Here is a 25,780-nt window from a genome sequence, read left to right on the forward strand (position 1 = left end):
GCAATTGTGGCGCAATCGTTGTTAGCTCACACCGCATCTGTAGATGTTCACCAATCACTGTTCAATACGTCAATAACAGGCACTGGCATGACTGTTTACCTCTGGGAATGGTTCGTGTTAGGCGCAGTAGTATTAGTCTTAATTTTGTTTGACCTATTTGGTCATGTGCGCAAAGCTCACGAACCGACGATTAAAGAAGCGGCAATCTGGAGTGGAATATATATCTCTTTGGCCGTGGCATTTGGTATTTCGTTGCTTCTGCGCCACGGCTCACAGTTTGCAACCGAATATTTTGCTGGTTACATCACCGAATATTCGCTGTCATTAGACAACATCTTCGTCTTTATTATTATCATTGCGGCATTTAAAGTACCTCGCATATATCAGCAAAAAGTGTTGATGTATGGAATCGTCATTGCACTTACGCTGCGTTTTGTGTTTATTTTGCTTGGAGCTGCACTGGTAGAACGCTATATCTGGGTGTTTTTCATCTTTGGTGCATGGATGCTTTATACCGCAATCAAGCAAGTTATTGACGGCGTTCAAGAGATTCGCGAACGCGATTCAAACCATGAGCTATCCGATGAATACGAGCCAAATTTCACCACTCGTCTCATCTCGAAATATGTTCCGACGACGGATGGTTACGTCGGTGATCGTCTCGTTACACGGCGTTCAGGCAAGACGATGATCACGCCTTTGTTGTTGTGCATTGTATCTATTGGCTCAGTTGATTTGATGTTTGCGCTTGATTCAATTCCGGCAATTTATGGTCTTACTAAAGAACCATTTATCGTTTTTGCTGCTAACTCTTTTGCACTATTGGGTCTGCGCCAAATGTTCTTCCTTATCGACGGTTTGCTCGAAAAGCTCATTTACCTGCATTTTGGACTTGCGGCGATTCTGGGCTTTATTGCATTGAAGTTGGTGCTTCACGCCTCGCACGGTTATGGATATTTCGAAGCTATTCCAGAACCATCGATTATTTTCTCAGTGGCATTTATCGTTGTATCGATTTTGATCACGGTGATTGTGTCTGTACTTGGAGCGAAACGTATCGAAGCGCGCTCAAATACTACGCCTACCAACGGAGCGCAAAACGAGGATTAGTCTTTCGACACGTCCTCGTGTCGGGATAAACGCCTAGCGATAATTGCGCACACAAATAACTGGATTTGGTGGAAAAGAATCACTGGCATCACCAGCGTTGCGACTGCTGAGCCAGTGAAAAGAGCCTTTGCAATCGGAAGCCCACTCGCAAGAGATTTTTTCGATCCACACATGAGCAACACGACTCGTTGTGGGTAAGCAAAGTTCAAATCTTTTCCACCAAACCATGTTAAGAGCAGCATTAGCGCGAGTATGATGCCGAGAATAGCTACGAGGTAAACCAACTGCGTGATCGAAATTGAATTCCACACGCCTTCATTACTTGCGCTGGTGACTGCTGAAAACACCACAATAATAATGGCAAGATTGTCGGTGAATTTCGTCAATGACCGATGCTTGCGCATAAAATCGCCAAAGAACGGCTGTAGTACCTGACCGATTGCAAAAGGCAATAACAATTTGAGCAGCACAGAAGAAAATCCTTGCGTGCTCTGAGTCTGCGCACCCATGAATACAAACACCAAGAATGGGGTTAGGAATATTCCTAAAATATTCGAGATGGTAGCAGCGCAAACCGCGCCTGCGACGTCGCCACGGGCGATCGAAACGAATGTAACAGAGGACTGCACCGTAGAGGGAAGCAGACTCAAAAAGAAAATTCCGAGCGCGAAACTTTCGCCAATAATTGGGGAAAGTAACCAATACGCCGTCATGCCGCTGAGAGGGAAGACGACGTATGTACTGGCCAACACCGAAAGTTGCAGCTTAAGATCGCGCAAACCGCGTAACACTTCCGCAGAGTGTAAACGCATACCGTAAAAGAGGAATACAAGTGCAACTGCGGCGTCTCCAATGGCAGACACGAGCGCTTCATAATGCGCGCTTACCGGAAACAAAATTCCAATAATGAACGCAGCGATAATACCGGTTATAAGAAAATCAGGTTTAACTTTCACGTAGATTTCACAGGTCACAAAACACTTGCCTTTGTGTACATCAGGTCACTTCACGTCACAAAGGCTTGAGGGTTAAAACTTAGGTTTCGCTATTTTACGCCCACGGACCCAAAACTGGATCCCACATGAGAGCCTTGCGTTCGGTAATAATGCCCTCAATATTGAGCGGATCATTCTCAAGCAGCGCGAGGGCAGCATCGGCATCCTCGGCGCGAACGATCAAAAGCGCACCGCCGTCGAGAAAAGGACCCGAGGCGAGGAGCTCGCCGTTGTTGAGCAAACCGCGCAAAAATTCACGATGCGCTGGACGTGCATGCGTCAGATCCTCGGCGCGTGCTGGATCGTAGGTATAAAACACTGCTGCGATATTAGTAGTCATACTGCTATTTTAGTTGTTTTGCCACCGAGGGGAAAGGCTAAATGTGAAATCGGCAGTATCGCTCTCGAACGTTTGTTTGTATAGCATGAGCAGATTATGCTCAGTGTTGTGCATGATTCCATCCATATTCAAGGTGCCCGCGAAAACAACCTAAAGAATATTACGGTTGATATTCCGCGCGATAAGCTCGTTGTGTTTACTGGACTTTCTGGCTCGGGAAAGTCATCTATCGCTTTTGACACAATCTTTGCTGAAGGGCAGCGGCGATACGTTGAATCGCTAAGTTCTTATGCGCGCCAGTTTCTTGGGCAGATGGATAAACCCGACGTCGATTTCATCGAGGGACTATCGCCTGCGGTTTCGATCGACCAGAAATCGACAAACCGCAACCCTCGTTCAACAGTAGGCACAATTACGGAAATCTACGATTACCTGCGTTTGTTATACGCGCGCGCAGGTACACAGTATTGCCCGGTTTGTGACGAAAAAATCGAAGCTCAGTCTGCTGAGCAGATCGTTAACCGTTTAGAAAAATTGCCCGCAGGCACAAAGTTTCAGATACTTGCTCCGGTTATCCGCGGGCAAAAAGGCGAACATGCTGATGCTCTTGCGGAGTTGATTAAAGACGGTTACTCGCGCGTTGTTATTGACGGCGAACCGATGCGGCTGAGCGACGTGCCTAAACTCGCCAAAACAAAGAAACATTCTATCGACGTTGTGGTGGATCGAATCGCTATGAAAGACGGTATTCGTTCGCGACTGACCGATTCAATTGAAACGACTTTGCATTTGTCGAGTGGAATTGCGGTGGTGGAACTCGTCGATAAAGACGACGACGACCCCGCGCGGTACCTGCGTTTTTCAGAAAAACGCGCCTGCCCCAACGATCACACTCTCGAATTAGATGAGATTGAACCGCGTACTTTTTCGTTCAATGCTCCATATGGTGCCTGCCCTGATTGTGAGGGTATCGGCTATAAATCGCAAGTATCAGAAGACCTTGTGATCCAAGACCCGCAATTGTCGATCACAGACGGTGCAATCGTCCCCTGGACTGTCACCGCCTCAGCATCGGCTCGCGAGTATCATATGCGCCAGCTTGAATCCTTGGGCGAGGATCTTGGATTCGATCTCAAAACGCCCTGGCAAGATATTCCACAAGAGGCACGCCACGCTATTTTGCATGGTCATGACTTCAAAGTAAAGATGAAATACCGAAATCGCTGGGGGAGAGAGAAAACGTATTCCTCTGGTTTCGAGGGAGTTTTACATTTCGTTGAAAGAAAATTCACCGAGACGGACTCTGACTACGCTAAAGAACGCTATGCAGGTTTCATGCGCGATATTCCATGCAAAACTTGTGGGGGAGCACGCCTGAAAGCCGAGGTATTAGCAGTACGAGTGGGCAGCGCCAATATCTCGGAATTGACTAATATGCCGATTTCGGAATCTCTCGACTACGTGCGCAATCTCGAGTTAGGGCAGCGCGAACACAAAATCGCTGAGCAAATTCTGCGTGAAATTCTCGAACGTTTGAATTTCTTGGTCACAGTTGGTCTTGGATATTTAACTTTGGCACGTTCTGCAGGAAGTCTCTCTGGTGGAGAAGCACAGCGCATTCGTCTGGCAACACAGATTGGCTCTGGCTTAGTGGGCGTGCTCTACGTACTCGACGAGCCGTCAATTGGTTTGCACCAACGTGATAACGACAAACTTCTCGAGGCTTTATTCCGCCTGCGTGATCTTGGCAACACACTCGTCGTCGTCGAACATGATGAAGACACAATTAGGCGTTCAGACTGGCTGCTCGACATCGGCCCCTATGCAGGTGAACACGGCGGTGAGGTAGTCTACTCTGGACCACCGGCCGGAATTGTCGATGCGCCACGCTCGATTACAGGCGCGTACTTGAGCGGAAAACGGGAAATCAGTGTACCTAAAAAACGCCGAAAAATTGACAAAAAGCGTCAAATTACCGTCGAAGGTGCCGAAGAAAACAATCTCCGCAATGTTACGGTACAGTTCCCTATCGGTGTTTTTACGGCGGTGACCGGTGTGTCTGGATCCGGCAAGTCCTCGCTCGTCAATTCAATTCTTTACCAGGTGCTGGCGAACAAGCTCAATAAGGCGCGCCATCTGCCGGGCAAACATCGGCGAGTAACGGGTCTCGATGAGCTAGATAAGATCGTACACGTTGATCAGTCGCCTATTGGTCGCACACCACGATCGAATGCTGCGACTTACACCGGCATGTGGGATCAAATCCGCACTCTCTTTGCGCAGACGCCGGACGCCAAGATTCGAGGTTATGGCCCTGGCCGTTTTTCATTCAATGTTAAGGGTGGACGGTGCGAAGCCTGCCACGGCGACGGCACACTGAAGATCGAAATGAACTTTTTGCCCGACGTCTACGTTCCGTGCGAAGTGTGCCATGGGGCGCGGTATAATCGCGAAACTTTGGAAGTGCAATACAAAGGCAAGAATGTTGCCGAAGTGTTGAATATGACGATTTCCGATGCCAAAGAGTTTTTCAATTCCGTACCGCGAATCACGAAATACCTCGAATTACTCGAATCTGTGGGATTGGGATACATTCGCCTTGGTCAGCCCGCTCCCACGCTTTCTGGCGGTGAAGCGCAGCGCGTCAAATTAGCTTCTGAGCTGCACAAACGCTCCACGGGTAAGACGGTATATTTGCTTGACGAACCAACCACTGGTCTCCACTTTGAGGACGTGCGCAAACTACTCCAGGTTTTGCAAGGTCTTACCAATAAAGGCAATACGGTGATCGTGATTGAACACAATCTCGACGTTATTAAAACTGCGGACTGGGTGATCGATCTTGGCCCTGAGGGCGGTAAAGGCGGCGGACTGGTTGTTGCACAGGGGACTCCAGAGCAGGTAGCCAAGGTGGAGGAATCTTTCACTGGCGCTTATCTTAAGCCGATGCTTGAAAAGGCAGGTACCTTAGGAACGAAAGCGCGCTAACAATGGCTGATCCACAGTCCTACCGACCGCGCACCCAAGACATACCAGAAAATCCGGGAGTCTATCGTTTTATTGACGACGACGGTCGGGTCATTTACGTAGGAAAAGCGAAAAATCTTCGCAAACGGTTACTGTCTTATTTCCGAGATCCAGTGGTGCTTCATCCGCGCACGCGCCAGATGGTATTCACCGCGGTTCACGTCGTTTGGGTAGTTGTTCAATCAGAGCTTGAAGCTCTAACTTTGGAGTACGCCTGGATCAAAGAATACAATCCGCGTTTTAACGTGATGTATCGCGACGATAAATCTTATCCTTACCTCGCCGTCACGGTAAGTGAAGAATATCCGCGCGTTATGGTGACCCGCGATGCTCACAAAAAAGGAAACCGATATTACGGTCCTTATACGCAGACGTGGGCTGTGCGTGAATCTCTCGATCTGCTACTGCGCGTTTTTCCAGTGCGTTCGTGCACCAAAGGAGTGTTCAATAACGCGCAGCGAGCAGGACGCCCATGCTTGAACGGGTATATCGATCGCTGTAGTGCACCGTGTATCGGCAAAATCTCTGCTGCTGACCATCGTGAACTTATCAACTCTGTGGTGAAATTTTTAGATGGTACAGGCGACGATTTAATCAAGCTTAAAACTGAGCAGATGAAAGCCGCAGCAGGGCAGCTAGACTTTGAACTCGCTGCAAAACTGCGCGACCAAGTTCAAGCGCTACAAACAATTTCTGAGAAAAACACTGTCGTGCTAGATTCCAATGTGGATGCCGACATCTTTGGTCTTGAATTCGACGAGATCGAGGCAAGCGTCCAAGTCTTTTATGTGCGAGGTGGGCGAATCCGCGGCCAACGTGGTTGGGTCACTGAAACAGCTGGTGTGGGCGCTGACGAACTCCTTTCAGATCTCTTACTGCAAGTTTATGGTGCCTATGCACCTACGAATACTGCACACAGTATTAAGGAAGATGCCAAATCAGTCGACGACGTCATGCACACAGCGACAACAGCAATTCCCCGTGAGATATGGCTGCCAAAAATTCCCGCAGATTACCATACGTTACGGGATTGGTTAGCCGCCCTTAGAGGCGCAAATGTGCATATTAAAAGTCCGCAAAAAGGCCTTAAAGCGAATCTCATGCGCACGGTACATCTCAATGCAGTACAGGCTCTCCAACGCCATAAGCTGCACCGGTCAGGCGATATTACCGAACGCTCGCAAGCCCTTGAAGAATTGCGTTCAGGATTGAGCCTTGAGCGCGCTCCATTGCGGATCGAGTGTTACGACGTTTCCCACACCCAGGGCACACACCAAGTAGCGTCAATGGTGGTATTCGAAGACGGCTTGGCGAAGAAACAGGACTATCGGCATTTTATTGTGCGCGGTCCTCATGGCTCCGGTGCGCGCGATGACACTGCAGCGATGGACGAAGTGCTACGGCGTCGTCTTCTGCGCTTAGCTCAGGGAGCAGATGCAGACGACGCGTCGGACGACGAACCAGTTTCGGGGCCAGAAGCTGAGGATTCACCGCGCGTGCGAAAATTTGCCTATCGACCAGATCTGATCGTTGTTGACGGCGGTTTGCCACAGGTAAATGCCGCTCAGCGGGTTGTTGATGAAATGAATGCGGACGTTACCGTGATTGGGTTGGCAAAACGCCTCGAAGAGGTGTGGATTCCTGGCCAAGATTTCCCGCTGATTTTGCCGCGCACGTCACCAGCTTTGCGCTTATTGCAGTATCTGCGAGACGAATCGCATCGCTTTGCAATTACTTTTCATCGCAAGAAACGGTCAAAGGCGATGACTCGATCTATTCTTGATGATATTCCGGGGCTTGGCCCGAGTCGGCAGAAAGCACTTCTCAAACATTTTGGTTCTGTGGCAAAAATCCGCGCTGCGTCGATTGCTGATCTTTGTGAGGTTCCAGGCATTGGGAAAGCATTTGCGCAGGTTATTCACGATGCTCTCGCACCGAGCGACGACGGCGAATCTCCAGTTGCGCCGTGAGCCGAGCGCATATTTGCCTAGGCAAAATCGCAGCATACATGGCAACATTAGAGTATGAGCGAAGTATTCGACATCAACGACACCGGCAGGATCCCTGTGGGCATTGCAAAACTCGATTTACAATCGGAATTACCCACAGCTGATGTTCCGGAGATCATGATAATCACCGGTATGTCTGGTGCAGGCCGCACGCGTGCTGGCGCTACCTTGGAAGATCTGGATTGGTACGTCATCGATAATCTTCCTCCACGGCTGCTACCTGCAATGGCAGGCTTGGTCACGGCACAAAGTGGCGTGAAGAAGCTTGCGTGTGTCGTTGACGTGCGTACGCGCGAGTTTTTTCAAGAGCTCATGGGAGTATTACAAGAGCTTGACAACACAAACACCAACTATCGCATCCTCTTTTTGGATGCGAGTAATGAAGAATTGGTGCGTCGATATGAATCTGTGCGGCGTCCGCATCCTTTGCAAGGCCGAGGGCGTTTATTGGACGGCATTATTCACGAACGCAACGTGATCGAAGGCTTACGCTTGCGCTCCGACGTCGTCATTGATACGACGACGCTGTCTGTGCACGATCTTGCCCGTAAAGTGCGCGAACTCGTCAGTACAGAGCAAGAGGCGCGCGTGCACCTGACGGTGATGTCGTTCGGATTCAAATACGGTCTGCCTGTTGATGCCGATCACGTTGCGGACGTACGGTTTTTACCAAATCCTTACTGGGTGACGGAACTGCGGCATTTGACCGGAAAAGACGAGCCTGTGCGCAATTTCGTGCTTTCTATCGATGGCGCACAGAATTTTGCTGATCGATACGTGGACCTACTTGCAGATATTGTGAATGGTTACGAACGCGAACTTAAACCTTATGTGACTATTGCGGTGGGGTGCACGGGAGGTAAACACCGTTCGGTAGCCATGGCGGAAGAAATCTCCGCACAGTTCAGTTCGCGTGGTTTACCTGTGCGAATAGTGCATCGCGACTTGGGTCGGGAGTAGTTACATGCCTGAATCCCATATTGGTTCGCGCGGGCAAAAAGTTGTGGCACTCGGCGGTGGGCACGGTTTATATGCTTCGCTCTCGGCGCTAAAAATTTTGACACGCAATATCACAGCCGTCGTCACTGTTGCCGACGACGGCGGATCGTCCGGCCGACTGCGTGAAGAGCTTGGCGTACTACCTCCGGGAGACTTGCGTATGGCGCTTTCCGCGTTGTGCGACGACGGTGAATGGGGTCAGACCTGGCGCGATGTGTTACAACACCGCTTTTCTTCGCAAGGTCCTCTCAATGGGCACTCACTGGGAAATCTCTTGATTACCGGCCTGTGGGAGCTTTTAGACGATTCAATGGCAGGATTGGATTGGGTAGGGCGATTGCTCGATGTTAAGGGGCGAGTAGTGCCAATGGCTGCCGTACCCATTGATATCGAAGCAGATATTCGCACAAATGCCGGGCTTGAGACGATATACGGTCAGGTATCGATAGCGCGTTCTCATGCAGACATTGAAGCGATTCGTATTTCGCCAGCAGATCCACCGGCAGTGAATGAAGCTCTAGAGGCGATTTCGGCAGCAGATTGGATCATATTTGGACCCGGCTCGTGGTATACCTCAGTGATTCCACATCTGATGGTGCCCGATCTTCATCGCGCTCTCATTGAAACTCGTGCAAGAAAGGCACTGGTCATCAACTTAGTAGCTGATGCAGAAACGGTCACGATGACTCCTGCGGATCACGTGCGCAGTTTTCACGATCACGCACCAGACTTAAGACTCGATGCTGTTATGATGGACAGCAGTGCAGATTGCAATTGGGAGGAACTCGAAAATGCTGCGGCGCTGTGCGGCGCCAAAGTAATTGCTCACCACGTGGCTGATCCGAAGCGTAGGGGTTGCCACGACCATCTCAATTTGGCAGCTGCCTATCGGCAACTGTTTGTAGATTTCAGTTCGAGTGACTAATCTACATAAAGTATTTTGCAATTTAAAGACTTATCGACCGCTCGGTGATCAAATCGAGTTGGTTATAGGGGAAGTTGTAGGGAAAGTTAGGAATCATGCCAGCATTAACTCAACCTGTCAAGGACGAAATCGCAGGTGTGTATCCTCAGCTTGCATCGTCGATGGTGGCTGAAATTTCGACCATGTTTCGTTTTGCGGGTGGCTTGCATATCAATTCCGGACTCGTAACCTTACAAGCGGAACTCACCCATCCAGGTGCAGCTCGGCATCTGTGGGAACTCATTCATAAGATTTATCGTCTCGAAGCTGAGCTCATTGCAGTAAAAAACTCGATGAAAAACGGCAATCACTATATTTTGAGAATTTCTCAAAATGGCGAACGCATCGCCCGCAGATTAGGCTTGCTTGATCCCAAAGGGCGTCCTGTGCGCGGATTGCCGCCGCAGATAGTTGGAGGTTCCAAAGCTGATGCTGCTGCGGCATGGCGAGGTGCATTTTTGGCTCGTGGCACGCTCTTAGAACCTGGCAGGAACGCTGCTTTGGAAGTGACGTGTCCATCTCTCGAAGCAGCCTATGCAATTGGCGGTCTCGCTCGCCGGCTCGACATTCCATACCGAGCACGAGAATCGCGCGGAGCGCATCGCGTTGATATTCGCGAAGGTGATGCCATTTCGGCGATGCTCGCTCGTATGGGAGCAAGCGACGCGGTTTTGCGCTGGGAAGAACTGCGCACAGAACGCGAAGTCAATGGCAATGCAAACCGTTTGGCGAACTTCGACGACGCCAATATGCGTCGCAGTGCAGATGCCGCCGTCGTCGCTGTAATTCGCGTCAAACGCGCCTTCGAAATTTTGGGCGACGACGTGCCTGCTAACTTGCGTGAAGCAGGGGAGTACCGCATTAAGTACCCTGAGGATTCCTTGAATCTACTCGGTGAAAGACTCAACCCACCAGCAACGAAAGATGCAGTGGCTGGGCGTTTGCGTCGTCTTAATACAATGGCGGATAAACGCGCCACGGAACTTGGAATTCCAACCACTCTTGATGTGGTAGCAGAATCCGGCGCTAATACGTACCTCGATTGAGTTTGATCTGCACCAAATAAGCTGGCACACGGGCACGGTTCTGCTGCGAGTTTTTGACGTGGCTCAGTAGTGAAATTTGCCGCAGATCGTCTCAAAAGGGAAAGTTTTCAGGCTCAGGTTCTCAGCGAGTGCAAATTTAATATGCTTTCGGTGAAAGTTCGGTAAAAATTTTCCCTTTGGTCCTGTGAAATAGTTGAAGATCACGGTAGTATTATGGACGGATCGAGAACGCTTGAAGCCACTGAGTCTAGTCTCTAAAACTTCGAGAGTTTTCGTGAGATCGCGGAATCAATCCGCGATGCTATCTCATACTACGTACACAACTGTGTACAAGGAGGATTAAGAGTGACTATTCGCGTTGGAATCAACGGATTTGGCCGCATTGGCCGCAACTTCACCCGTGCAGCATTGGCTGCAGGTGCAGATTTCGAGATCGTAGCTGTAAACGATCTCACTGACAACAAGACTCTTGCACACTTGCTCAAGTACGACTCAATCCTCGGCAAGCTTGACGAAGAGGTAACCTACACTGATGATTCCATCTCCATCGGTGGCAAGGAAATCAAGGCTCTTGCTGAGCGCAACCCAGCCGATCTTCCTTGGGGCGAGCTTGGCGTAGACATCGTTATCGAGTCCACCGGCCGTTTCACCAACGCTGAAGATGCAAAGGCACACATCGCAGCTGGAGCTAAGAAAGTTATCATCTCCGCTCCTGCAAAGAACGAAGATGCTACGTTCGTTCTTGGTGTAAACCACAACGATTACGATCCTGAGAAGCACAACATCATTTCGAACGCTTCCTGCACCACCAACTGCCTTGCACCTTTGGCTAAGGTTCTTCACGAAGAGTTCGGCATTGTGAAGGGTCTCATGACCACCGTTCACGCTTACACCGCTGATCAGAACCTGCAGGATGGTCCTCACTCGGATCTTCGCCGTTCCCGCGCTGCAGCCCTCAACATCGTTCCTACCAAGACCGGTGCTGCTCAGGCTGTTGCTCTCGTGCTTCCAGAACTCAAGGGCAAGTTCGATGGTTACGCACTGCGCGTTCCAACACCAACCGGTTCCGCAACCGACCTCACCTTCGAGGCTGCACGTGAAGTGACCGTTGAAGAAGTCAACGCTGCTGTGAAGAAGGCTGCAGAAGGCGAGCTCAAGGGAATCTTGGCTTACACCGAGGATCCAATTGTTTCGAAGGACATCGAAACCGATCCACACTCCTCAATCTTCGATGCTGGCCTCACCAAGGTGATTGGCAACCAGGTCAAGGTTGTTTCTTGGTACGACAACGAATGGGGTTACTCCAACCGCCTCGTTGATCTCACGTCGCTCGTTGCTTCGAAGCTCTGATCTAACGTGTCATGATAGTTGGTTGAGTGCCCGTGCATCCTTGTGCGGGCACTCGCCATCTCAAGCTACAACCTATTAAGGATTTTTTATGCGCACTATCGATACACTCGGCGATCTCGCCGGCAAAACTGTGTTTGTACGCTCAGATTTCAACGTTCCACTCGATGCGCAGAAGAATATTACCGACGACGGTCGTATTCGCGCTGCTCTTCCTACACTTAACAAGCTGCTCGCTGCTCAGGCAAAGGTTGTGGTGGCTGCCCACCTTGGACGTCCCAAGGGCGAAGTCAACCCAGAGTACTCGCTAGCTCCGGTTGTTGGCCGTCTTTCGGAACTTTTGGGAATTGACGTCAAACTCGCACAAGATACCGTTGGCGAAAGCGCACACAAGCTCGTGTCCGAAATGAAACCAGGCGACGTCGTACTTCTTGAAAACGTACGTTTCGACAAGCGCGAAACCTCGAAAGACGACGCCGAGCGCGAGGCTCTCGCCAAGGAGTACGCTTCGCTGGCAGACGTATTCGTTTCCGATGGTTTCGGCGTTGTACACCGCAAGCAAGCTTCGGTTTATGACATTGCTAAAGAGCTGCCATCTGCTGCTGGAGAGCTCGTATTCAAGGAAATTGATTCCCTCTCGAAAGCGACCGACAATCCTGAGCGTCCATACACCGTGGTGCTTGGTGGGTCGAAAGTTTCGGATAAACTCGGCGTCATCGATAACCTCATCGAGAAAGCTGACCGACTCCTCGTCGGTGGCGGCATGGCATACACCTTCCTCAAAGCCAAGGGGTACGAGGTTGGCACTTCGTTGCTAGAAGAAGATCAGGTAGCTACTGCCAAAGAGTACATCGAGAAAGCAGCTGCTAACGGCGTTGAGCTTCTTCTTCCGGTCGATAACGTAACTGCTAAAGAGTTCAAGGCAGATGCAACACCATCGGTGCATGACTCTGAGTCGATGCCTGCCGATGAAATGGGTCTTGATATTGGTCCAAAGTCTGCTGAGCTCTACGCACAAGCAGTGTCTGATTCGAAGACGATCGTATGGAATGGCCCGATGGGCGTATTCGAATTTGAGAACTTCTCAGCTGGTACGCGCGCAGTAGCACAGGCAATGCAGGACGCAGCTGGATTCACAATCGTTGGCGGTGGCGACTCTGCAGCTGCAGTTCGCACCCTTGGCTTCGACGAATCAAAGTTTAACCATATTTCAACTGGCGGCGGCGCTTCACTCGAATACCTCGAGGGTAAGATCCTGCCAGGCATCTCGGTTTTGGAGGACTGAAATGACACGTACACCATTGATGGCCGGCAACTGGAAGATGAACCTCGATCATCTCGAAGCTACCGCACTAGTGCAGAAGCTCGCTTGGACGCTTAAAGATCTCAAGCACGATTTCTCTGCAGTTGAAGCTGCTGTGATCGTTCCATTTACCGATATTCGTTCTGTTCAGACGCTTATCGAAGCCGATGAATTCGAGATCAAGTACGGTGCTCAGGACGTTTCCGTGCACGACGCAGGTGCTTACACCGGCGAAATTTCCACCGCTATGCTCACCAAGCTCGGCGTTTCTTACGTGGTGGTTGGTCACTCGGAGCGTCGCGAATACCACGGTGAAACCAGCGCATTGGTTGGCCAAAAGGCAAAGAAAGCTCTCGACGCAGGCATTATTCCGATCATGTGCTGCGGTGAAGCTCTCGAGATTCGCAAAGAGGGCACTCACGTTGAATACGTGCTTGGCCAAATTGAGGAAATGCTCGCTCCGCTTTCGGCTGAGGAAGTTGCTAAGTCAGTTATTGCTTACGAGCCAATCTGGGCAATTGGTACTGGCGAAGTAGCCACTCCGGAGAACGCACAGGAAGTTTGTGGCGCCATTCGTTCCAAGATTGCTGAACTTTTCGATGCTCCTACCTCTGAAGCTGTTCGCATTCAGTACGGCGGCTCAGTGAAGTCCTCGAATGTGCAAGAGATTATGGCTCAGCCTGACGTAGACGGTGCACTCGTTGGCGGCGCATCCTTGCAAGCTGACGAATTTGCGAAGATCGTTACCTACCAAGGGTAATTTTTCTGGTTTGTGGGTTACGAATTGATTTTCGTAACCCACAAACATCTTGTAAGATATGGCTAGCGCCACCAGACAGCGCATACACAATAATCTGAAAGTAGTGGACTGTTGAAAACCATTTTGATCATTTGCTCGGTTCTTCTCGTAATCACCAGCCTTTTGCTCATTGCAACTGTGCTTTTGCATAAAGGCCGTGGCGGCGGTATTTCAGATATGTTTGGCGGTGGACTCTCCACCTCGATGCGTTCTTCTGGTGTAGCCGAACGCAATCTCAATCGCATTACGGTGGGCGTAGCAATTACCTGGTTTATTGTGATCGCATTGATTGGCTTGATTACTAAATTCGGAAGCTAAATTTTCACAATACCGGCTCAAACGCAATATCGACTTTACAGTTGTGGGGCGGTTCCTAACACGCATTCGAGCGTTAGGAACCGCCCCACAGTTGTAGCTTCTCAAAGCTATCTCAGTCTATCTCATCGCTTTTTCAACCGTTTCAATAAGCTCATTCCATGCGATCTCGAATTTCTCCACGCCGTCGTTCTTCAACTTGATCATGGCTTGATCAAAATCAACACCGAGTCGGATGATCTTTTCAATCGTACGTTGAGCAGAATAAATTGAATCTCGAATGGTGTCGCCAGTGATATTGGCTTCTTCGATAGTGGCATGCAACGTGGCTTCAGGCATCGTATTGACCACATTCGTCGATACAAGCTGATCTACATAGAGCGTGGGGGAGTAATTTGGATTCTTGACCCCAGTTGATGCCCACAAAGGCCGCTGCACATTTGCGCCAAGTTCACGAAGCTCACGGAATTCTTCAGATTCTTCAAATATCTCCATAAAAGCACCATATGCCACTCGCGCATTAGCAAGACCAGCACGCCCACGCATGGCTAGCGCATCTGGCGATCCCATCGCTTCAAGCTGTGCGTCAATCTCTGAATCGACACGCGAAATGAAGAACGATGCTACGGAATGGATCTTCGATAGATCCAAGCCTGCTTCATGTGCCTGTTTTAGACCAGCGATATAGGCATGAGCCACCTCGCGGTAGCGGCGCTCTGAGAATATGAGCGTCACATTAACTGAAATACCGTGTGCGATTGCCCGTGTAATAGCAGGCAAGCCCTCTTTCGTGGCCGGAATCTTGATCATAAGATTCGGTCGATCCACAATCTGCCATAATTTCTGAGCTTGGATAAAGGTTTGCTCGCCTTTACGAGCCAAACGCGGATCGACCTCGATCGATACTCGGCCATCCACCCCTCCTGACTCGGCATAAATCTGGGCGAATACATCGCAAGCCTGACGCACGTCGTCGGTAGTAAGCTGTAAGATTACTTCCTCGACGTTCTTTCCTTGCGAAGCCAGCTGCGCAATCGCGTCACTGTATCCAAGACCGGCAGAAATTGCTGCCTGGAAAATAGCTGGATTCGTGGTCACTCCAACAACCCCAGCAGTATCCACAAGATGCTGCAGATTTCCAGTATTCAAACGCTCTCGAGAGAGGTCATCAAGCCAAACTGATACGCCCTCGCGGCGAAGTTCGTCAATCTTTCCCATGTTGTACCCCTATGCTCAGCTATTGACGGTTGCAAGCGAATTCTTCGCAGCTTCCACAACTGCCTGCGCAGTAATTCCGTACTTTTCAAATAGGCGGTTACCAGCTGCTGATTCACCGAAATGATTCACGCCAATGCTGCAACCGGCGTCGCCCACGATTCCAGCCCAACCGAACGTGGAACCGGCTTCTACCGAGACCCGAGCTTTCATCGCTGCTGGAATGACTTGCTCTCGGTATTGAACAGATTCTTCCATGAACCATTCAAGCGATGGCATTGAAACCACCCGCGCGGAAATCCCCTCATTCGCGAGCTGTTCACGAGCTTCAAGGGCAACAGACACTTCAGAACCAGTTGCGATCAGCACGACGTCCGAACCGTCAGCGAGCACATAACCACCACGCAACGTTCCCTCGGCCGAAGCAAAGGCGCCTTCTCCGCGCTCAATAACTGGAAGATTTTGGCGAGTAAGCACGAGTCCGGCCGGGCGGTCGGTACGCTCCAAAATCCCACGCCACGCGTAAGCCGTCTCATTAGCGTCCGCTGGACGCACCACATCAAAATTGGGTATTGCCCGGTATGCCCACAAATGTTCAATTGGCTGATGCGTTGGACCATCTTCGCCCACGCCGATTGAATCATGCGTCCACACGAAAATCGATGGAACGTTCATGATCGCTGCAAGGCGTACTGCCGGACGCAAATAATCGGCGAATACAAAGAACGTACCGCCATAGACGCGGGTTAAGCCATGCAGTGTGATTCCGTTGAGGATCGAACCCATCGCGTGCTCACGAATACCGAAGTGCAGGGTGCGTCCGTATTCGTTGCCAGAGAATGCCGACGACGAGCGCTCCACTGGCAAGAACGACGGCTCACCTTTCATCGTGGTATTGTTCGAGCCTGCAAGATCAGCTGAACCACCCCAGAGTTCAGGGAGCACATCCTTAATAGCAGTGAGAACTTCTCCAGAGGCAGCGCGCGTAGCAATCGACTTACCAGCTTCAAATACTGGAAGTTTGGCTTCCCAGCCTTGAGGCAGTTCGCGCTTGAGCATACGCTCCAAAAGTTCAGCGCGCTGCGGATGCGCCGACTTCCACGAGTTGAATTTTGCTTCCCAAGCGTCTCGAGCAGCCGCAGCATTCTGAGCAGCCTGCGCGCGAGTGTGCGCAACTACTTCAGGAGCAACCCCAAAAGCGACGTCAGGATCAAGACCAATGATCTCCTTGAGAGCGCGGATTTCCTCATCACCAAGAGCATTACCATGTGCGCTTGCCGTATTTTGCTTGGTAGGAGCAGGCCAACCAATAATAGTCGAAAGCTTGATAATAGAGGGCTTATCCGTCACTGCCTGAGCCTGTTTAATCGCTGCATACAGAGCGTCAAGATCCTCTTCATAGCCTCCGTCTTTGCGCCAATTCACTGCTTGAGTATGCCAACCATAGGCCTCGTAGCGCTTCAACACGTCTTCAGAAAATGCGATCTTAGTGTCATCTTCGATCGAAATCTGGTTCTCGTCAAAAATGAGGATCAGGTTTCCAAGATTCTGCGTTCCTGCCAGCGACGACGCTTCAGAAGTAACACCCTCTTGGAGGCATCCTTCGCCAGAGATCACATAAACGAAATGGTCGAATGGGCTTTCGCCTGCTGGCGCATCTGGATCGAGTAAGCCGCGTTCTCTGCGCGCTGCCATTGCCATGCCGACGGCGGAGGCGAGACCCTGTCCGAGCGGTCCGGTAGTCATTTCCACGCCTTTAGTGTGCTTGTACTCTGGGTGACCAGGCGTGAGCGAACCTTCGGTGCGCAGCGCTTCAAGATCTTCAAGTTCCAAACCGTAGCCAGCAAAATAGAGCTGGTTGTATAGGGTTAACGACGAGTGTCCTGCAGACAGGACGAAACGATCGCGACCCAACCATTCGGCGTCGGCAGGATCGTGACGCATTACTTTTTGAAACAGCATGTATGCCAGTGGAGAGAGCGAGATCGCCGTACCTGGGTGACCATTTCCTACTTTCTGTACGGCATCTGCTGCCAATGCGCGTCCAGTTTCAACTGCACGTTGATCTAGTTCGGACCAGTTTAGCTTTTCCATTTATGTGGCTCCTGACAACCATGCGAAGACGCAGGTTAGGTTGGCTTATAATGAATGTCTTCCACGTTTAAGGATATAGTCTTTGAAATAAATATGTGTGGGACTTTAAGTATTTTGAAAAGGTGTGTCTGATGGTCAAACTTGACGTAACTTCTCCGGCGAAGCTGAATCGTCAGGTCGCCCAGTATTTGGCGCACCTTAGGGTTGAAAGAGCACTCTCTCAACACACTATTGCCGCATATTCAGCAGACATTGACCACTACATAAATTTCATTCAAGCCCGCAAAATTTCAGATTTTGCTGATGTTACTGAAAAAGATGTGGAACATTTTCTTCAAGATCTGCAAACCGGCAACTTAGGCAAAAAACTATCTGCGAGCAGCGTCAATCGCATGCTGGCCTCCATAAGAAACCTCCACAAATTTCTGATTCTTGAGGGCTTATCGACGCACAACCCCGCCAAAGACGTACGCCCGCCCAAAATGCCGAGTCGGTTACCCAAGGCGATTTCTGTGGCACAGATGCACAGGTTGATCGAGGCAACGACGTCCTCCGACGACGTCATCGCTTTGCGTGATCGCGCACTTTTCGAGCTGCTGTATGGAACCGGGGCGCGCATTTCAGAAATCACCTCTTTAAGCATTGACGATATTGATTTCGATGAAGCGTCGATCAGGTTATTTGGCAAAGGAAGAAATGAACGCATTCTTCCTTTAGGTTCCTATGCCATCGAAGCCACCAAAGCGTATTTGACCAGATCGCGACCCGCTTTGGCGCAAAAGGGAACGCAAAACGGCAGGGGAGCGCACGTCGTCTTCCTCAATAAACGTGGCCAAGCCCTCTCTAGGCAATCCGCATGGGGAATTATTCAAGAGGTGGCACAGCGAGCACAGATTGCGGGAATTTCGCCTCACACATTTCGTCACTCATTCGCAACGCACTTACTTCAGGGCGGAGCAGATGTGCGAGCAGTACAAGAAATGCTCGGTCACTCTTCAGTAACTACCACGCAAATTTATACCAAAGTGACTCTTGAAACCGTCCAAGAAGTTTATGCCAATACTCATCCGCGTGCTCGGTATAAATGAGGATTCGAAAAATTTCGGGTAGATTATTACTGTGACTGCAGAACAGACTTCATTTCTTGACGAGATTAATCAGGAGCGGGATTTCCCGTTGCCGCCTGATATTAACGAACATGGCCCGGCTCGTATCATTGCCATGTGCAACCAAAAAGGCGGAGTGGGCAAGACCACCACATCGATTAACCTAGCTGCTGCTTTGGCTGGATATGGCCGCCGTGTGCTCCTCGTTGACTTCGACCCGCAAGGCGCTGCGTCTGCTGGTTTAGGTATCAACGCGAATGCACTTGAGCGCACTATCTACAACGAAATGATCGCTGCAAAGCCCGATGTGCGTGAGGTAATTTGCCATACCTCAGTGCCGAACCTCGATATTGTTCCGGCCAATATCGAGCTCTCAGCAGCGGAAATTCAGCTTATTAACGAAGTCGCACGTGAACAGTCACTCGCGCGCGTATTACGCCCGGTACTAGACGAATACGACGTGATCATCGTCGATTGCCAGCCCTCGCTTGGCCTGCTCACAGTCAATGCTCTTACCGCAGCACACGGAGTTCTTATTCCTCTTGAAGCGGAGTTTTTTGCCATGCGCGGTGTGGCTTTGCTGGTCGATCAAATTGAACGCGTACAAGACCGTCTCAATCCGAAATTGAAGATTGACGGCGTTTTGCTCACCATGGTTGACACGCGCACCATTCACGCTCGTGAAGTGATTCAACTGGTTGAAGAGCGCTTTGGTGATTTGGTGTTCGACACCAAGATTGCACGCACTGTCAAATTCCCAGATGCCACAATCGCAGCAGAGCCAATCACGACTTTCGCGCCGTCACATGCAGGATCATTGGCATACAAGCGCCTTGCACGAGAGCTGATTGCTCGTGGTGCCAGCGCATAAACCTGAACCGGATCAAGACGATCTCTTTGCTGATTCCAAAGCTACTTTCGCCGTCGATCTTGATGTATTTCAGGGGCCTTTTGAAGTGCTCCTTTCGCTCATTGCTCGGCATCGTCTCGACGTTACTGAAGTTGCGCTTGCCCAAGTGACTGACGAATTTCTCGCCTTTGTGTCCAAGCAGCGTGAGCTAGATTTGTCGCAGGCTTCAGAATTTGTGGTGGTTGCTGCGACTTTGCTTGATCTGAAAGCTGCACGTCTCCTTCCGCACGAAGAGGACGACGCCGAAACCATCGAGCTACTCGAAGCGCGCGATCTGCTTTTTGCCAAGTTGCTTCAATATCGGGCTTTTAAAGAAGTGGCGGTTGATATTGCTGTTCGCTTGCAACAGCAAGGTCTGTCTTTTGCGCGAAATGTGGAACTTGAACCGCATTTCAAGAAGATGCTTCCAGAACTCGAGTTCAACGTTGATGCAACAGACTTAGCTATATATGCAGCTCAGGCATTATCGCGAAAATCTTCAGCCGTGGCGATAGATCATCTCCACGATCCATTGGTTCCGGTGGATTCCCAAATAATTTTGCTGCGCGAACGGTTAATTATTGGCGATAGGATTTCATTCACCCAAGTTTGCGCTGATGCTCGAAATATACCAACTGTGGTTTCGCGCTTTCTTGCAGTTTTAGAGCTAGCGCGTTCAGGCGAACTGGCAATTGAGCAAGAAACTCCACTTGGACCTTTAGTAATACGACGTATTAATTCTTCTCATGACGGTAGCGCTAGTGAGAAGAACGAGAATCACTCAGCGAATTCGAGGGAGGCTGGCCACACCGATGAATGACGAAACTTTTCTCAAAGGTGCACTCGAAGCGATTTTGATGGTTGCGCAAGAGCCGATCAGCACTCACGCTCTGGCACACGCATTGGGCATATCAGAATCAGAAACTGACGCTTTTCTTCGTGCACTTGCTCACGAATACGAATCTGATTCAACGACTGTGCGTGGCTTTGTCTTGCGTGAAGTTGGTGGCGGTTGGCGTTACTATTCGCACCCTCGATACGCCGATATTGTTGGAAACTTTGTAACCGCGGGGCAATCCAATAAACTTTCAGTACAGGCATTGGAAACCCTTGCAGTCATCGCTTATCGGCAACCGGTAACGCGTGCACAGATTGCGGCAATTCGCGGAGTTGAGGTAGATTCGGTAGTTCGAACATTGCAAACTCGCGGGCTTGTTGAGCAAGTTGGCACAACAGCTGCAACTGGTGCCAGCCTGTATGGAACTACTGATTACTTTTTGGAACGAATGGGTATGAATTCTTTGGCAGAATTGGCACCTCTCGCACCTTATTTGCCCGAGAACGAAGACTTAGAAGACGTCGAAAAGGAAATACGATGAGCCGAATTACGCAAGATTTACACGATCCCCAAGGAGAGCGTCTCCAAAAGATTCTCGCACATGCAGGAGTTGGCTCCCGGCGCGCCTGCGAAGAACTTATCGAAGAAGGGCGCGTGAGCGTTGACGGCCATATCGTAACGCAACTGGGAATTCGCGTTGACCCAGCTCGAGTTGCCATTCATGTTGATGGAAACCGTATACAAGTTGATGAATCGAAACTTACAGTTGCGCTGTACAAGCCACCGGGCGTCGTCTCTACTATGCAGGACGATCAAGGCAGAAAGACCTTGCAGGACTTTGTACAAGATCGAGCTGAGCGTCTCTTTCACGTTGGGCGCCTCGACGTCGATACCGAGGGTTTGATTTTGCTCTCGAACGACGGCGAGCTGACGCACCGTCTGACTCACCCCTCATTTGAAGTACCAAAGACGTACATCGCACGAGTGGAGGGTACTGTTACCCGCGGTCTAGGTAAAGTTCTTGAAAAGGGAATTACGCTCGAGGACGGTCCAGTTAAAGTTGACGAGTTCGTATTACGCGAATCGGCACGTAAAAACTCAATTATTGAAGTGACTCTTCATTCTGGGCGAAACCGCATTGTGCGTCGCATGATGGAAGAAGTTGGGCATCCGGTTATGGAGCTAGTGCGCACCCGGTTTGGAAATATTACGATTGGGCGTCTTAAGCCTGGTCAAACACGTGTAATTGGCGGATCCGAGCTCAGCGCATTGATGAATCTGGTCGATCTGTGATGGATTTCGTTTCCCCGGCGCTCACAAATTCTCCGGTGCTTATTATTGGCACCGGTCTTTTGGGCACCTCCATTGGTCTTCGACTACGAGCTTTAGGCGTGGAAGTTCATCTTCAAGACACTTCGCCTGTTGCTGCAAATCTAGCTCAAGACCTCGGTGCGGGTACCACTGCGCCAGTAACCGATCCAAGTGTTGTGGTAGTTGCAGTTCCACCAGACGTCACGATACCCGTTATTTCTCAAGCACTCGATCAGTATCCTCACGCAATCGTCACGGATGTGTCGTCGGTGAAGTCAAAAATTGCATGTGGCCTGCAGTCTCATCCGCAAGCATCTCGCTGGGTTGGCTCACACCCTATGGCTGGTAAAGAACGCTCGGGTGCTATTGCCGCAGATGCCGATCTCTTCATTGGACGTCCTTGGGTCGTTGTGCCGGGCGAGCAATCTTCGGCAGTAGCAGTAGGGGTCATACGCGATTTGGCCGTTGATATGGGCGGCGCGCTCATCACTATGGACGCTGCTGATCATGACCGTGCCGTCGCCGTGGTTTCGCATGTGCCACAGATCATGAGTTCACTCGTGGCTACTTCGTTGCTGGAGGAACAGACGACGTCCCTCGAACTTGCTGGGCAAGGCTTACGCGACGTAACTCGTATTGCACAGTCCGATCCGCTGTTGTGGACCTCGATTATTTCTGAGAATCGAGTAGAGATTTCTCGCGTATTGAAGAATATTTCTCGTGATCTTTACGCGCTTATCAGCGCAATTGATTCGGAGTCTGGTCTTGACGTCATCTCGCACGTCATTGCAGATGGAAATGACGGTGTAGCACGTATCCCTGGAAAACACGGCGGCGCCCCGACGCGCTACGCTGAAGTTATCGTATTAGTGCCAGATAAACCCGCAGAGCTCGGCAGACTCTTCTCAGAAGTAGGCGAGATTGGAATCAATATCGAAGACTTCAGCTTGGAACATTCTCCTCAGCAACCTGCTGGTCGCGCAATGTTATCGGTACTGCCAGCAAATGCTCACGAACTTGAAGTTGGTCTCGAACAACGAGGCTGGCAGATAATTAATACGTCAAGAAAGGGTGCCATGCCTCTCGTCGTAGCTATTGATGGGCCGTCAGGGTCTGGAAAATCGACTGTGTCACGAATGTTCGCAAAAAAGATGCGTTTGGCGTATCTTGACACCGGTGCAATGTACCGTGCCGCGACTTGGTGGGCTCTGCACCAGGGCATTGATCTTGATGACCAAGAGGCCGTATATCAGGCTACGCTGTCGATGCCACTAGAAATCAGTCTCGATCCAGAAAATCCGCGCTTCATTTGTGCAGGTCACGACGTATCTGCCGAGATACGCACGTCGGAATTGTCTAAAGTGGTTTCCAAGGTTGCAACGAATCTTGACGTGCGTGCAAATATGAAAGCACGCCAGCGCGAGATTATTGCCCAGGCGCAAAAACCCGATAGTTTCTCCCACGGTCGCGGCATCGTGGCTGAAGGGCGCGATATTACGACCGTCGTCGCCCCAGATGCGCACGTGCGTGTGCTACTGACAGCTTCTGAGGAGGCGAGGTTGCGGCGTCGTGCTTTAGAAGTGCGAGGGAGCGACGACGCAACCACACTTGCAGCGACGCGTGACGAAGTCTTGCGACGGGACCGCGACGACTCGACAGTATCTGAATTTATGACTGCACAAGACGGCGTTACCACCATCGATTCGTCTGAGTTGACGATCGAGCAGGTAGTGAACGCAATAGAGACGCTAACGACGGAGGTTTGCCGTGGCTGAACACGATTTTTCTGAAGATAACTTCCCAGCGCAAACGCATATCGACGATTCGGGCAAGGAGTTCGAATATGACGGCGATCTTCAACGCGCCGAAATGATGCGGTCATTTCTCGCTGATTACGAGCTCGACGACGAAGACCTCACATATCTAGAAGAAAACTTCGAGTTTTCCTCACAAGATGAAAACCCTGGTTATCCAGTACTTGCTGTAGTGGGACGTCCAAACGTGGGTAAATCGACGCTCGTCAATCGCATTGTGGGCAAGCGAGTGGCGGTTGTGCAGGACGAACCAGGTGTGACTCGCGATCGCGTGCGCTATGACGCGCAGTGGAATGGACGCACTTTCACGCTTGTGGATACCGGCGGTTGGGAAGTTGACGTAGCTGGTATTGATAAATCAGTAGCTCAACAGTCCGAGTACGCGATTGAGCAGGCAGATGCGGTGCTTTTCGTCGTCGATGCGACCGTTGGTGCTACTGATACTGACGAGCAAATTGTGCGCTTGTTGCGCCGTAGCGGCAAACCAGTCATTCTTGCTGCTAACAAGGTTGATGCTCCAAACCAAGAGGCTGACGCCGCCTATCTATGGTCCTTGGGACTTGGCGAGCCGTATCCAATTTCAGCACTTCATGGGCGTGGCACTGGAGATATTCTCGACGCCGTGCTCGACGTTCTCCCTGATGTATCTGCCACTGCGAAGTTGCGTCCCCAACACGGTCCACGCCGTATCGCGCTGATTGGGCGTCCGAACGTTGGAAAGTCCTCACTGCTCAACCGGCTAGCAGGGGAGAACCGCGTGGTAGTTGACCCCTTAGCAGGTACTACTCGCGATCCAGTGGATGAAATTATCGAGCTTGATGATGAGCAGTGGTTATTCGTCGATACCGCAGGTATTCGGCGTCGGGTGCATTTGACTCATGGTGCCGACTACTACGCTTCATTGCGCACACAGGGTGCACTTGAAAAGGCCGAACTCGGACTTGTGCTGATTGACGCTTCCCAAGAGCTGACTGAGCAAGATATCCGTGTGATGCAGCAGGTGATCGACTCGGGTCGCGCGATGGTCGTGGTGTGCAATAAGTGGGATCTGGTTGATGAAGAGCGTCGGCTCATGCTCGACCGTGAGATTGAACGCGAACTTGTGCAGATGCCGTGGGTTGAGCGAGTGAATCTTTCGGCTGCAACCGGTTGGCATACAAACCGTCTCACCCGTGCCATGCACACCGCACTTGAATCGTGGGACAAACGCGTTTCCACCGGTAAACTCAATTCTTTCCTCGGCGAGATTGCGGCGGCTAATCCACATCCAGTGCGTGGTGGTAAGCAGCCGCGCATCTTGTTCGGCACGCAGGTAGCGAACCGCCCACCAAAATTTGTACTGTTCGCCTCAGGTTTTATCGAACACGGCTACCGCAGGTTCTTGGAGCGGCGTTTGCGCGAAGAGTTCGGATTCGAGGGAAGCCCAGTTCAGATTTCGGTGCGAGTGCGCGAAAAGAGAAAACGCAAGTAATGTTTGCTTGGCTTGTGCTCCTTTTAGCGGGTATTGCAGAAGCCGCCTGGGCTGTAGCATTAGCGGAGTCTCAAGGCTTCAAAAAGCGAGTGCCTACCGGAATATTTTTCGGGTTCTTAGTTTTGTCTATGCTCGGTTTAGGCTATGCGATGAAGTATATCCCCACGGCAACGGCGTATGCCGTTTGGACGGGAATTGGAGCATCGATTACCGCGATTGTTTCTCTTGCTCGCAAGCAAGAGAAGTTCACCTTGGCTAAACTATTGCTACTTCTGCTGCTTATTTCATGCATTGTTGGGTTGAAGGTGCTCGACTGATGGCATGGCTAATTCTCATTGGAAGTGCAGTGTGTGAGGCAGTTTGGGCAACGGCTCTGGCGCATTCACAAGGCTTAACTGTGCTCTTTCCAAGCGTCATCTTTTTCATTGGATTGTGCGTGTCTATGCTCGGTTTAGGTTTCGCAACTAAGACGATCCCTATTTCGGTGGCATATTCGGTCTGGGTTGGAATAGGAGCAGTTCTTACGGCAGCAATAGCGTTTACCACGGGTACAGACACATTTACTGGAATAAGAGCGCTGTTACTGGCAGGAATAATCGTTGCCGTAATTGGTTTGAAGATTGAGTCATCTCGTAAGGATAATTCATCGCAATAAACGCCAGTAATGTGCCAAGACCTCGTTAGTGATGAGGTCAAAATGACAGCCAAGAAGAATATCATGTGGGGGACTAATGGGGGAGTTGCCCTATTTTTCGCAAAGCCGTCACGTTATTTTCCCGCACATTTTC

Annotated in this window: 23 protein-coding genes; 19 read left to right on the forward strand and 4 right to left on the reverse strand. The window is 50.6% G+C overall.

Annotation, left to right across the window (positions count from 1 at the left end; all coding sequences use genetic code 11):
* Positions 1 to 87: 87 nt before the first annotated feature.
* Entirely contained in the window at positions 88 to 1,110 is a 1,023-nt protein-coding gene (locus JOD55_RS06165) for a TerC/Alx family metal homeostasis membrane protein (protein ID WP_204399174.1), read from the forward strand.
* Here JOD55_RS06165 and JOD55_RS06170 read toward each other — a convergent pair.
* Positions 1,107 to 2,084 carry a bile acid:sodium symporter family protein gene (locus tag JOD55_RS06170; RefSeq protein ID WP_338022211.1) on the reverse strand — a complete coding sequence of 326 codons (978 nt, stop codon included), beginning with the start codon at positions 2,082 to 2,084 and terminating at the stop codon, positions 1,107 to 1,109. The genes JOD55_RS06165 and JOD55_RS06170 overlap by 4 nt on opposite strands.
* A 76-nt stretch (positions 2,085 to 2,160) precedes the next feature.
* Positions 2,161 to 2,445 carry a YciI family protein gene (locus JOD55_RS06175; protein WP_204399175.1) on the reverse strand — a complete coding sequence of 95 codons (285 nt, stop codon included), beginning with the start codon at positions 2,443 to 2,445 and terminating at the stop codon, positions 2,161 to 2,163.
* A 108-nt stretch (positions 2,446 to 2,553) separates the two neighbouring features.
* Here JOD55_RS06175 and uvrA point away from each other — a divergent pair, with 108 nt between their 5' ends.
* From uvrA to secG, 9 genes are all read left to right on the forward strand, one after another.
* Positions 2,554 to 5,433: an excinuclease ABC subunit UvrA gene (gene uvrA / locus JOD55_RS06180; RefSeq protein ID WP_204399176.1), complete on the forward strand. Its 2,880-nt coding sequence runs from the start codon at positions 2,554 to 2,556 to the stop codon at positions 5,431 to 5,433.
* Between the two features lie 2 nt (positions 5,434 to 5,435).
* Positions 5,436 to 7,442, forward strand: a complete 2,007-nt coding sequence (uvrC, locus tag JOD55_RS06185; RefSeq protein ID WP_204399177.1) for an excinuclease ABC subunit UvrC — start codon at positions 5,436 to 5,438, stop codon at positions 7,440 to 7,442.
* 54 nt (positions 7,443 to 7,496) lie between these two features.
* The gene (gene rapZ, locus JOD55_RS06190; RefSeq protein WP_204399178.1) at positions 7,497 to 8,441 is read left to right on the forward strand and encodes an RNase adapter RapZ; all 945 of its coding nucleotides are present in this window, start codon (positions 7,497 to 7,499) and stop codon (positions 8,439 to 8,441) included.
* Between the two features lie 4 nt (positions 8,442 to 8,445).
* The gene (locus tag JOD55_RS06195) at positions 8,446 to 9,405 is read left to right on the forward strand and encodes a gluconeogenesis factor YvcK family protein (RefSeq protein WP_204399179.1); all 960 of its coding nucleotides are present in this window, start codon (positions 8,446 to 8,448) and stop codon (positions 9,403 to 9,405) included.
* A 95-nt stretch (positions 9,406 to 9,500) separates the two neighbouring features.
* Complete coding sequence (whiA, locus tag JOD55_RS06200; protein ID WP_204399180.1) at positions 9,501 to 10,490, forward strand: DNA-binding protein WhiA; 990 nt, start codon at positions 9,501 to 9,503, stop codon at positions 10,488 to 10,490.
* Between the two features lie 345 nt (positions 10,491 to 10,835).
* Positions 10,836 to 11,840, forward strand: coding sequence for a type I glyceraldehyde-3-phosphate dehydrogenase (gene gap / locus JOD55_RS06205; protein ID WP_204399181.1), 1,005 nt, complete (start codon positions 10,836 to 10,838; stop codon positions 11,838 to 11,840).
* A gap of 88 nt (positions 11,841 to 11,928) precedes the next feature.
* A complete protein-coding gene (locus JOD55_RS06210) occupies positions 11,929 to 13,122 on the forward strand; it encodes a phosphoglycerate kinase (RefSeq protein ID WP_204399182.1) in 1,194 nt (397 codons plus the stop codon).
* A gap of 1 nt (position 13,123) precedes the next feature.
* Positions 13,124 to 13,900, forward strand: a complete 777-nt coding sequence (tpiA, locus tag JOD55_RS06215; protein WP_204399183.1) for a triose-phosphate isomerase — start codon at positions 13,124 to 13,126, stop codon at positions 13,898 to 13,900.
* Between the two features lie 111 nt (positions 13,901 to 14,011).
* Positions 14,012 to 14,257, forward strand: coding sequence for a preprotein translocase subunit SecG (gene secG / locus JOD55_RS06220; RefSeq protein WP_204399184.1), 246 nt, complete (start codon positions 14,012 to 14,014; stop codon positions 14,255 to 14,257).
* A 117-nt stretch (positions 14,258 to 14,374) separates the two neighbouring features.
* On the opposite strand, the gene tal is transcribed toward secG, so the two are convergent.
* The gene (tal, locus tag JOD55_RS06225) at positions 14,375 to 15,472 is read right to left on the reverse strand and encodes a transaldolase (protein WP_204399185.1); all 1,098 of its coding nucleotides are present in this window, start codon (positions 15,470 to 15,472) and stop codon (positions 14,375 to 14,377) included.
* Between the two features lie 15 nt (positions 15,473 to 15,487).
* Entirely contained in the window at positions 15,488 to 17,563 is a 2,076-nt protein-coding gene (tkt, locus tag JOD55_RS06230; RefSeq protein WP_204399186.1) for a transketolase, read from the reverse strand.
* 131 nt (positions 17,564 to 17,694) lie between these two features.
* Between tkt and xerD the strand changes: the two genes are divergently transcribed.
* The 9 genes from xerD (at position 17,695) to JOD55_RS06275 (ending at position 25,647) form a co-directional block, all read left to right on the forward strand.
* Positions 17,695 to 18,651, forward strand: coding sequence for a site-specific tyrosine recombinase XerD (gene xerD, locus JOD55_RS06235; RefSeq protein WP_204399187.1), 957 nt, complete (start codon positions 17,695 to 17,697; stop codon positions 18,649 to 18,651).
* Positions 18,652 to 18,682: 31 nt separating this feature from the next.
* Positions 18,683 to 19,540, forward strand: coding sequence for an AAA family ATPase (locus JOD55_RS06240; protein WP_204399188.1), 858 nt, complete (start codon positions 18,683 to 18,685; stop codon positions 19,538 to 19,540).
* Complete coding sequence (locus JOD55_RS06245) at positions 19,527 to 20,378, forward strand: segregation/condensation protein A (protein WP_204399189.1); 852 nt, start codon at positions 19,527 to 19,529, stop codon at positions 20,376 to 20,378. The genes JOD55_RS06240 and JOD55_RS06245 overlap by 14 nt, the downstream gene beginning before the upstream one ends.
* On the forward strand, positions 20,371 to 20,937 hold the full coding sequence (scpB, locus tag JOD55_RS06250) for an SMC-Scp complex subunit ScpB (protein ID WP_204399190.1): 567 nt from the start codon (positions 20,371 to 20,373) through the stop codon (positions 20,935 to 20,937). The genes JOD55_RS06245 and scpB overlap by 8 nt, the downstream gene beginning before the upstream one ends.
* Positions 20,934 to 21,689, forward strand: a complete 756-nt coding sequence (locus JOD55_RS06255; protein WP_204399191.1) for a pseudouridine synthase — start codon at positions 20,934 to 20,936, stop codon at positions 21,687 to 21,689. The genes scpB and JOD55_RS06255 overlap by 4 nt, the downstream gene beginning before the upstream one ends.
* Complete coding sequence (locus tag JOD55_RS09350; protein WP_204399192.1) at positions 21,689 to 23,482, forward strand: prephenate dehydrogenase; 1,794 nt, start codon at positions 21,689 to 21,691, stop codon at positions 23,480 to 23,482. Before JOD55_RS06255 ends, JOD55_RS09350 begins: the two co-directional genes overlap by 1 nt.
* Before the next feature lie 94 nt (positions 23,483 to 23,576).
* Positions 23,577 to 24,992 carry a ribosome biogenesis GTPase Der gene (der, locus tag JOD55_RS06265; protein WP_204399725.1) on the forward strand — a complete coding sequence of 472 codons (1,416 nt, stop codon included), beginning with the start codon at positions 23,577 to 23,579 and terminating at the stop codon, positions 24,990 to 24,992.
* Positions 24,992 to 25,309 (forward strand): DMT family transporter, encoded by a 318-nt coding sequence (locus JOD55_RS06270; protein ID WP_204399193.1) that lies wholly within the window; start codon positions 24,992 to 24,994, stop codon positions 25,307 to 25,309. Before der ends, JOD55_RS06270 begins: the two co-directional genes overlap by 1 nt.
* Positions 25,309 to 25,647 carry a DMT family transporter gene (locus tag JOD55_RS06275; protein WP_204399194.1) on the forward strand — a complete coding sequence of 113 codons (339 nt, stop codon included), beginning with the start codon at positions 25,309 to 25,311 and terminating at the stop codon, positions 25,645 to 25,647. The genes JOD55_RS06270 and JOD55_RS06275 overlap by 1 nt, the downstream gene beginning before the upstream one ends.
* Positions 25,648 to 25,780 lie beyond the last annotated feature (133 nt).

Source organism: Arcanobacterium pluranimalium (assembly GCF_016907845.1).
Classification (GTDB): Bacteria; Actinomycetota; Actinomycetes; order Actinomycetales; family Actinomycetaceae; genus Arcanobacterium_A; species Arcanobacterium_A pluranimalium.

Bases quoted from the DNA above. Each gene is read 5' to 3' on its own strand.
- JOD55_RS06165 (WP_204399174.1), top strand. From the start codon at position 88: ATGACTGTTTACCTCTGGGAATGGTTCGTGTTAGGCGCAGTAGTATTA.
- JOD55_RS06175 (WP_204399175.1), bottom strand. From the start codon at position 2,445: ATGACTACTAATATCGCAGCAGTGTTTTATACCTACGATCCAGCACGC.
- uvrC (WP_204399177.1), top strand. From the start codon at position 5,436: ATGGCTGATCCACAGTCCTACCGACCGCGCACCCAAGACATACCAGAA.
- rapZ (WP_204399178.1), top strand. From the start codon at position 7,497: ATGAGCGAAGTATTCGACATCAACGACACCGGCAGGATCCCTGTGGGC.
- JOD55_RS06195 (WP_204399179.1), top strand. From the start codon at position 8,446: ATGCCTGAATCCCATATTGGTTCGCGCGGGCAAAAAGTTGTGGCACTC.
- whiA (WP_204399180.1), top strand. From the start codon at position 9,501: ATGCCAGCATTAACTCAACCTGTCAAGGACGAAATCGCAGGTGTGTAT.
- JOD55_RS06210 (WP_204399182.1), top strand. From the start codon at position 11,929: ATGCGCACTATCGATACACTCGGCGATCTCGCCGGCAAAACTGTGTTT.
- tpiA (WP_204399183.1), top strand. From the start codon at position 13,124: ATGACACGTACACCATTGATGGCCGGCAACTGGAAGATGAACCTCGAT.
- tal (WP_204399185.1), bottom strand. From the start codon at position 15,472: ATGGGAAAGATTGACGAACTTCGCCGCGAGGGCGTATCAGTTTGGCTT.
- tkt (WP_204399186.1), bottom strand. From the start codon at position 17,563: ATGGAAAAGCTAAACTGGTCCGAACTAGATCAACGTGCAGTTGAAACT.
- xerD (WP_204399187.1), top strand. From the start codon at position 17,695: ATGGTCAAACTTGACGTAACTTCTCCGGCGAAGCTGAATCGTCAGGTC.
- scpB (WP_204399190.1), top strand. From the start codon at position 20,371: ATGAATGACGAAACTTTTCTCAAAGGTGCACTCGAAGCGATTTTGATG.
- JOD55_RS06255 (WP_204399191.1), top strand. From the start codon at position 20,934: ATGAGCCGAATTACGCAAGATTTACACGATCCCCAAGGAGAGCGTCTC.
- JOD55_RS09350 (WP_204399192.1), top strand. From the start codon at position 21,689: ATGGATTTCGTTTCCCCGGCGCTCACAAATTCTCCGGTGCTTATTATT.
- der (WP_204399725.1), top strand. From the start codon at position 23,577: ATGATGCGGTCATTTCTCGCTGATTACGAGCTCGACGACGAAGACCTC.
- JOD55_RS06270 (WP_204399193.1), top strand. From the start codon at position 24,992: ATGTTTGCTTGGCTTGTGCTCCTTTTAGCGGGTATTGCAGAAGCCGCC.
- JOD55_RS06275 (WP_204399194.1), top strand. From the start codon at position 25,309: ATGGCATGGCTAATTCTCATTGGAAGTGCAGTGTGTGAGGCAGTTTGG.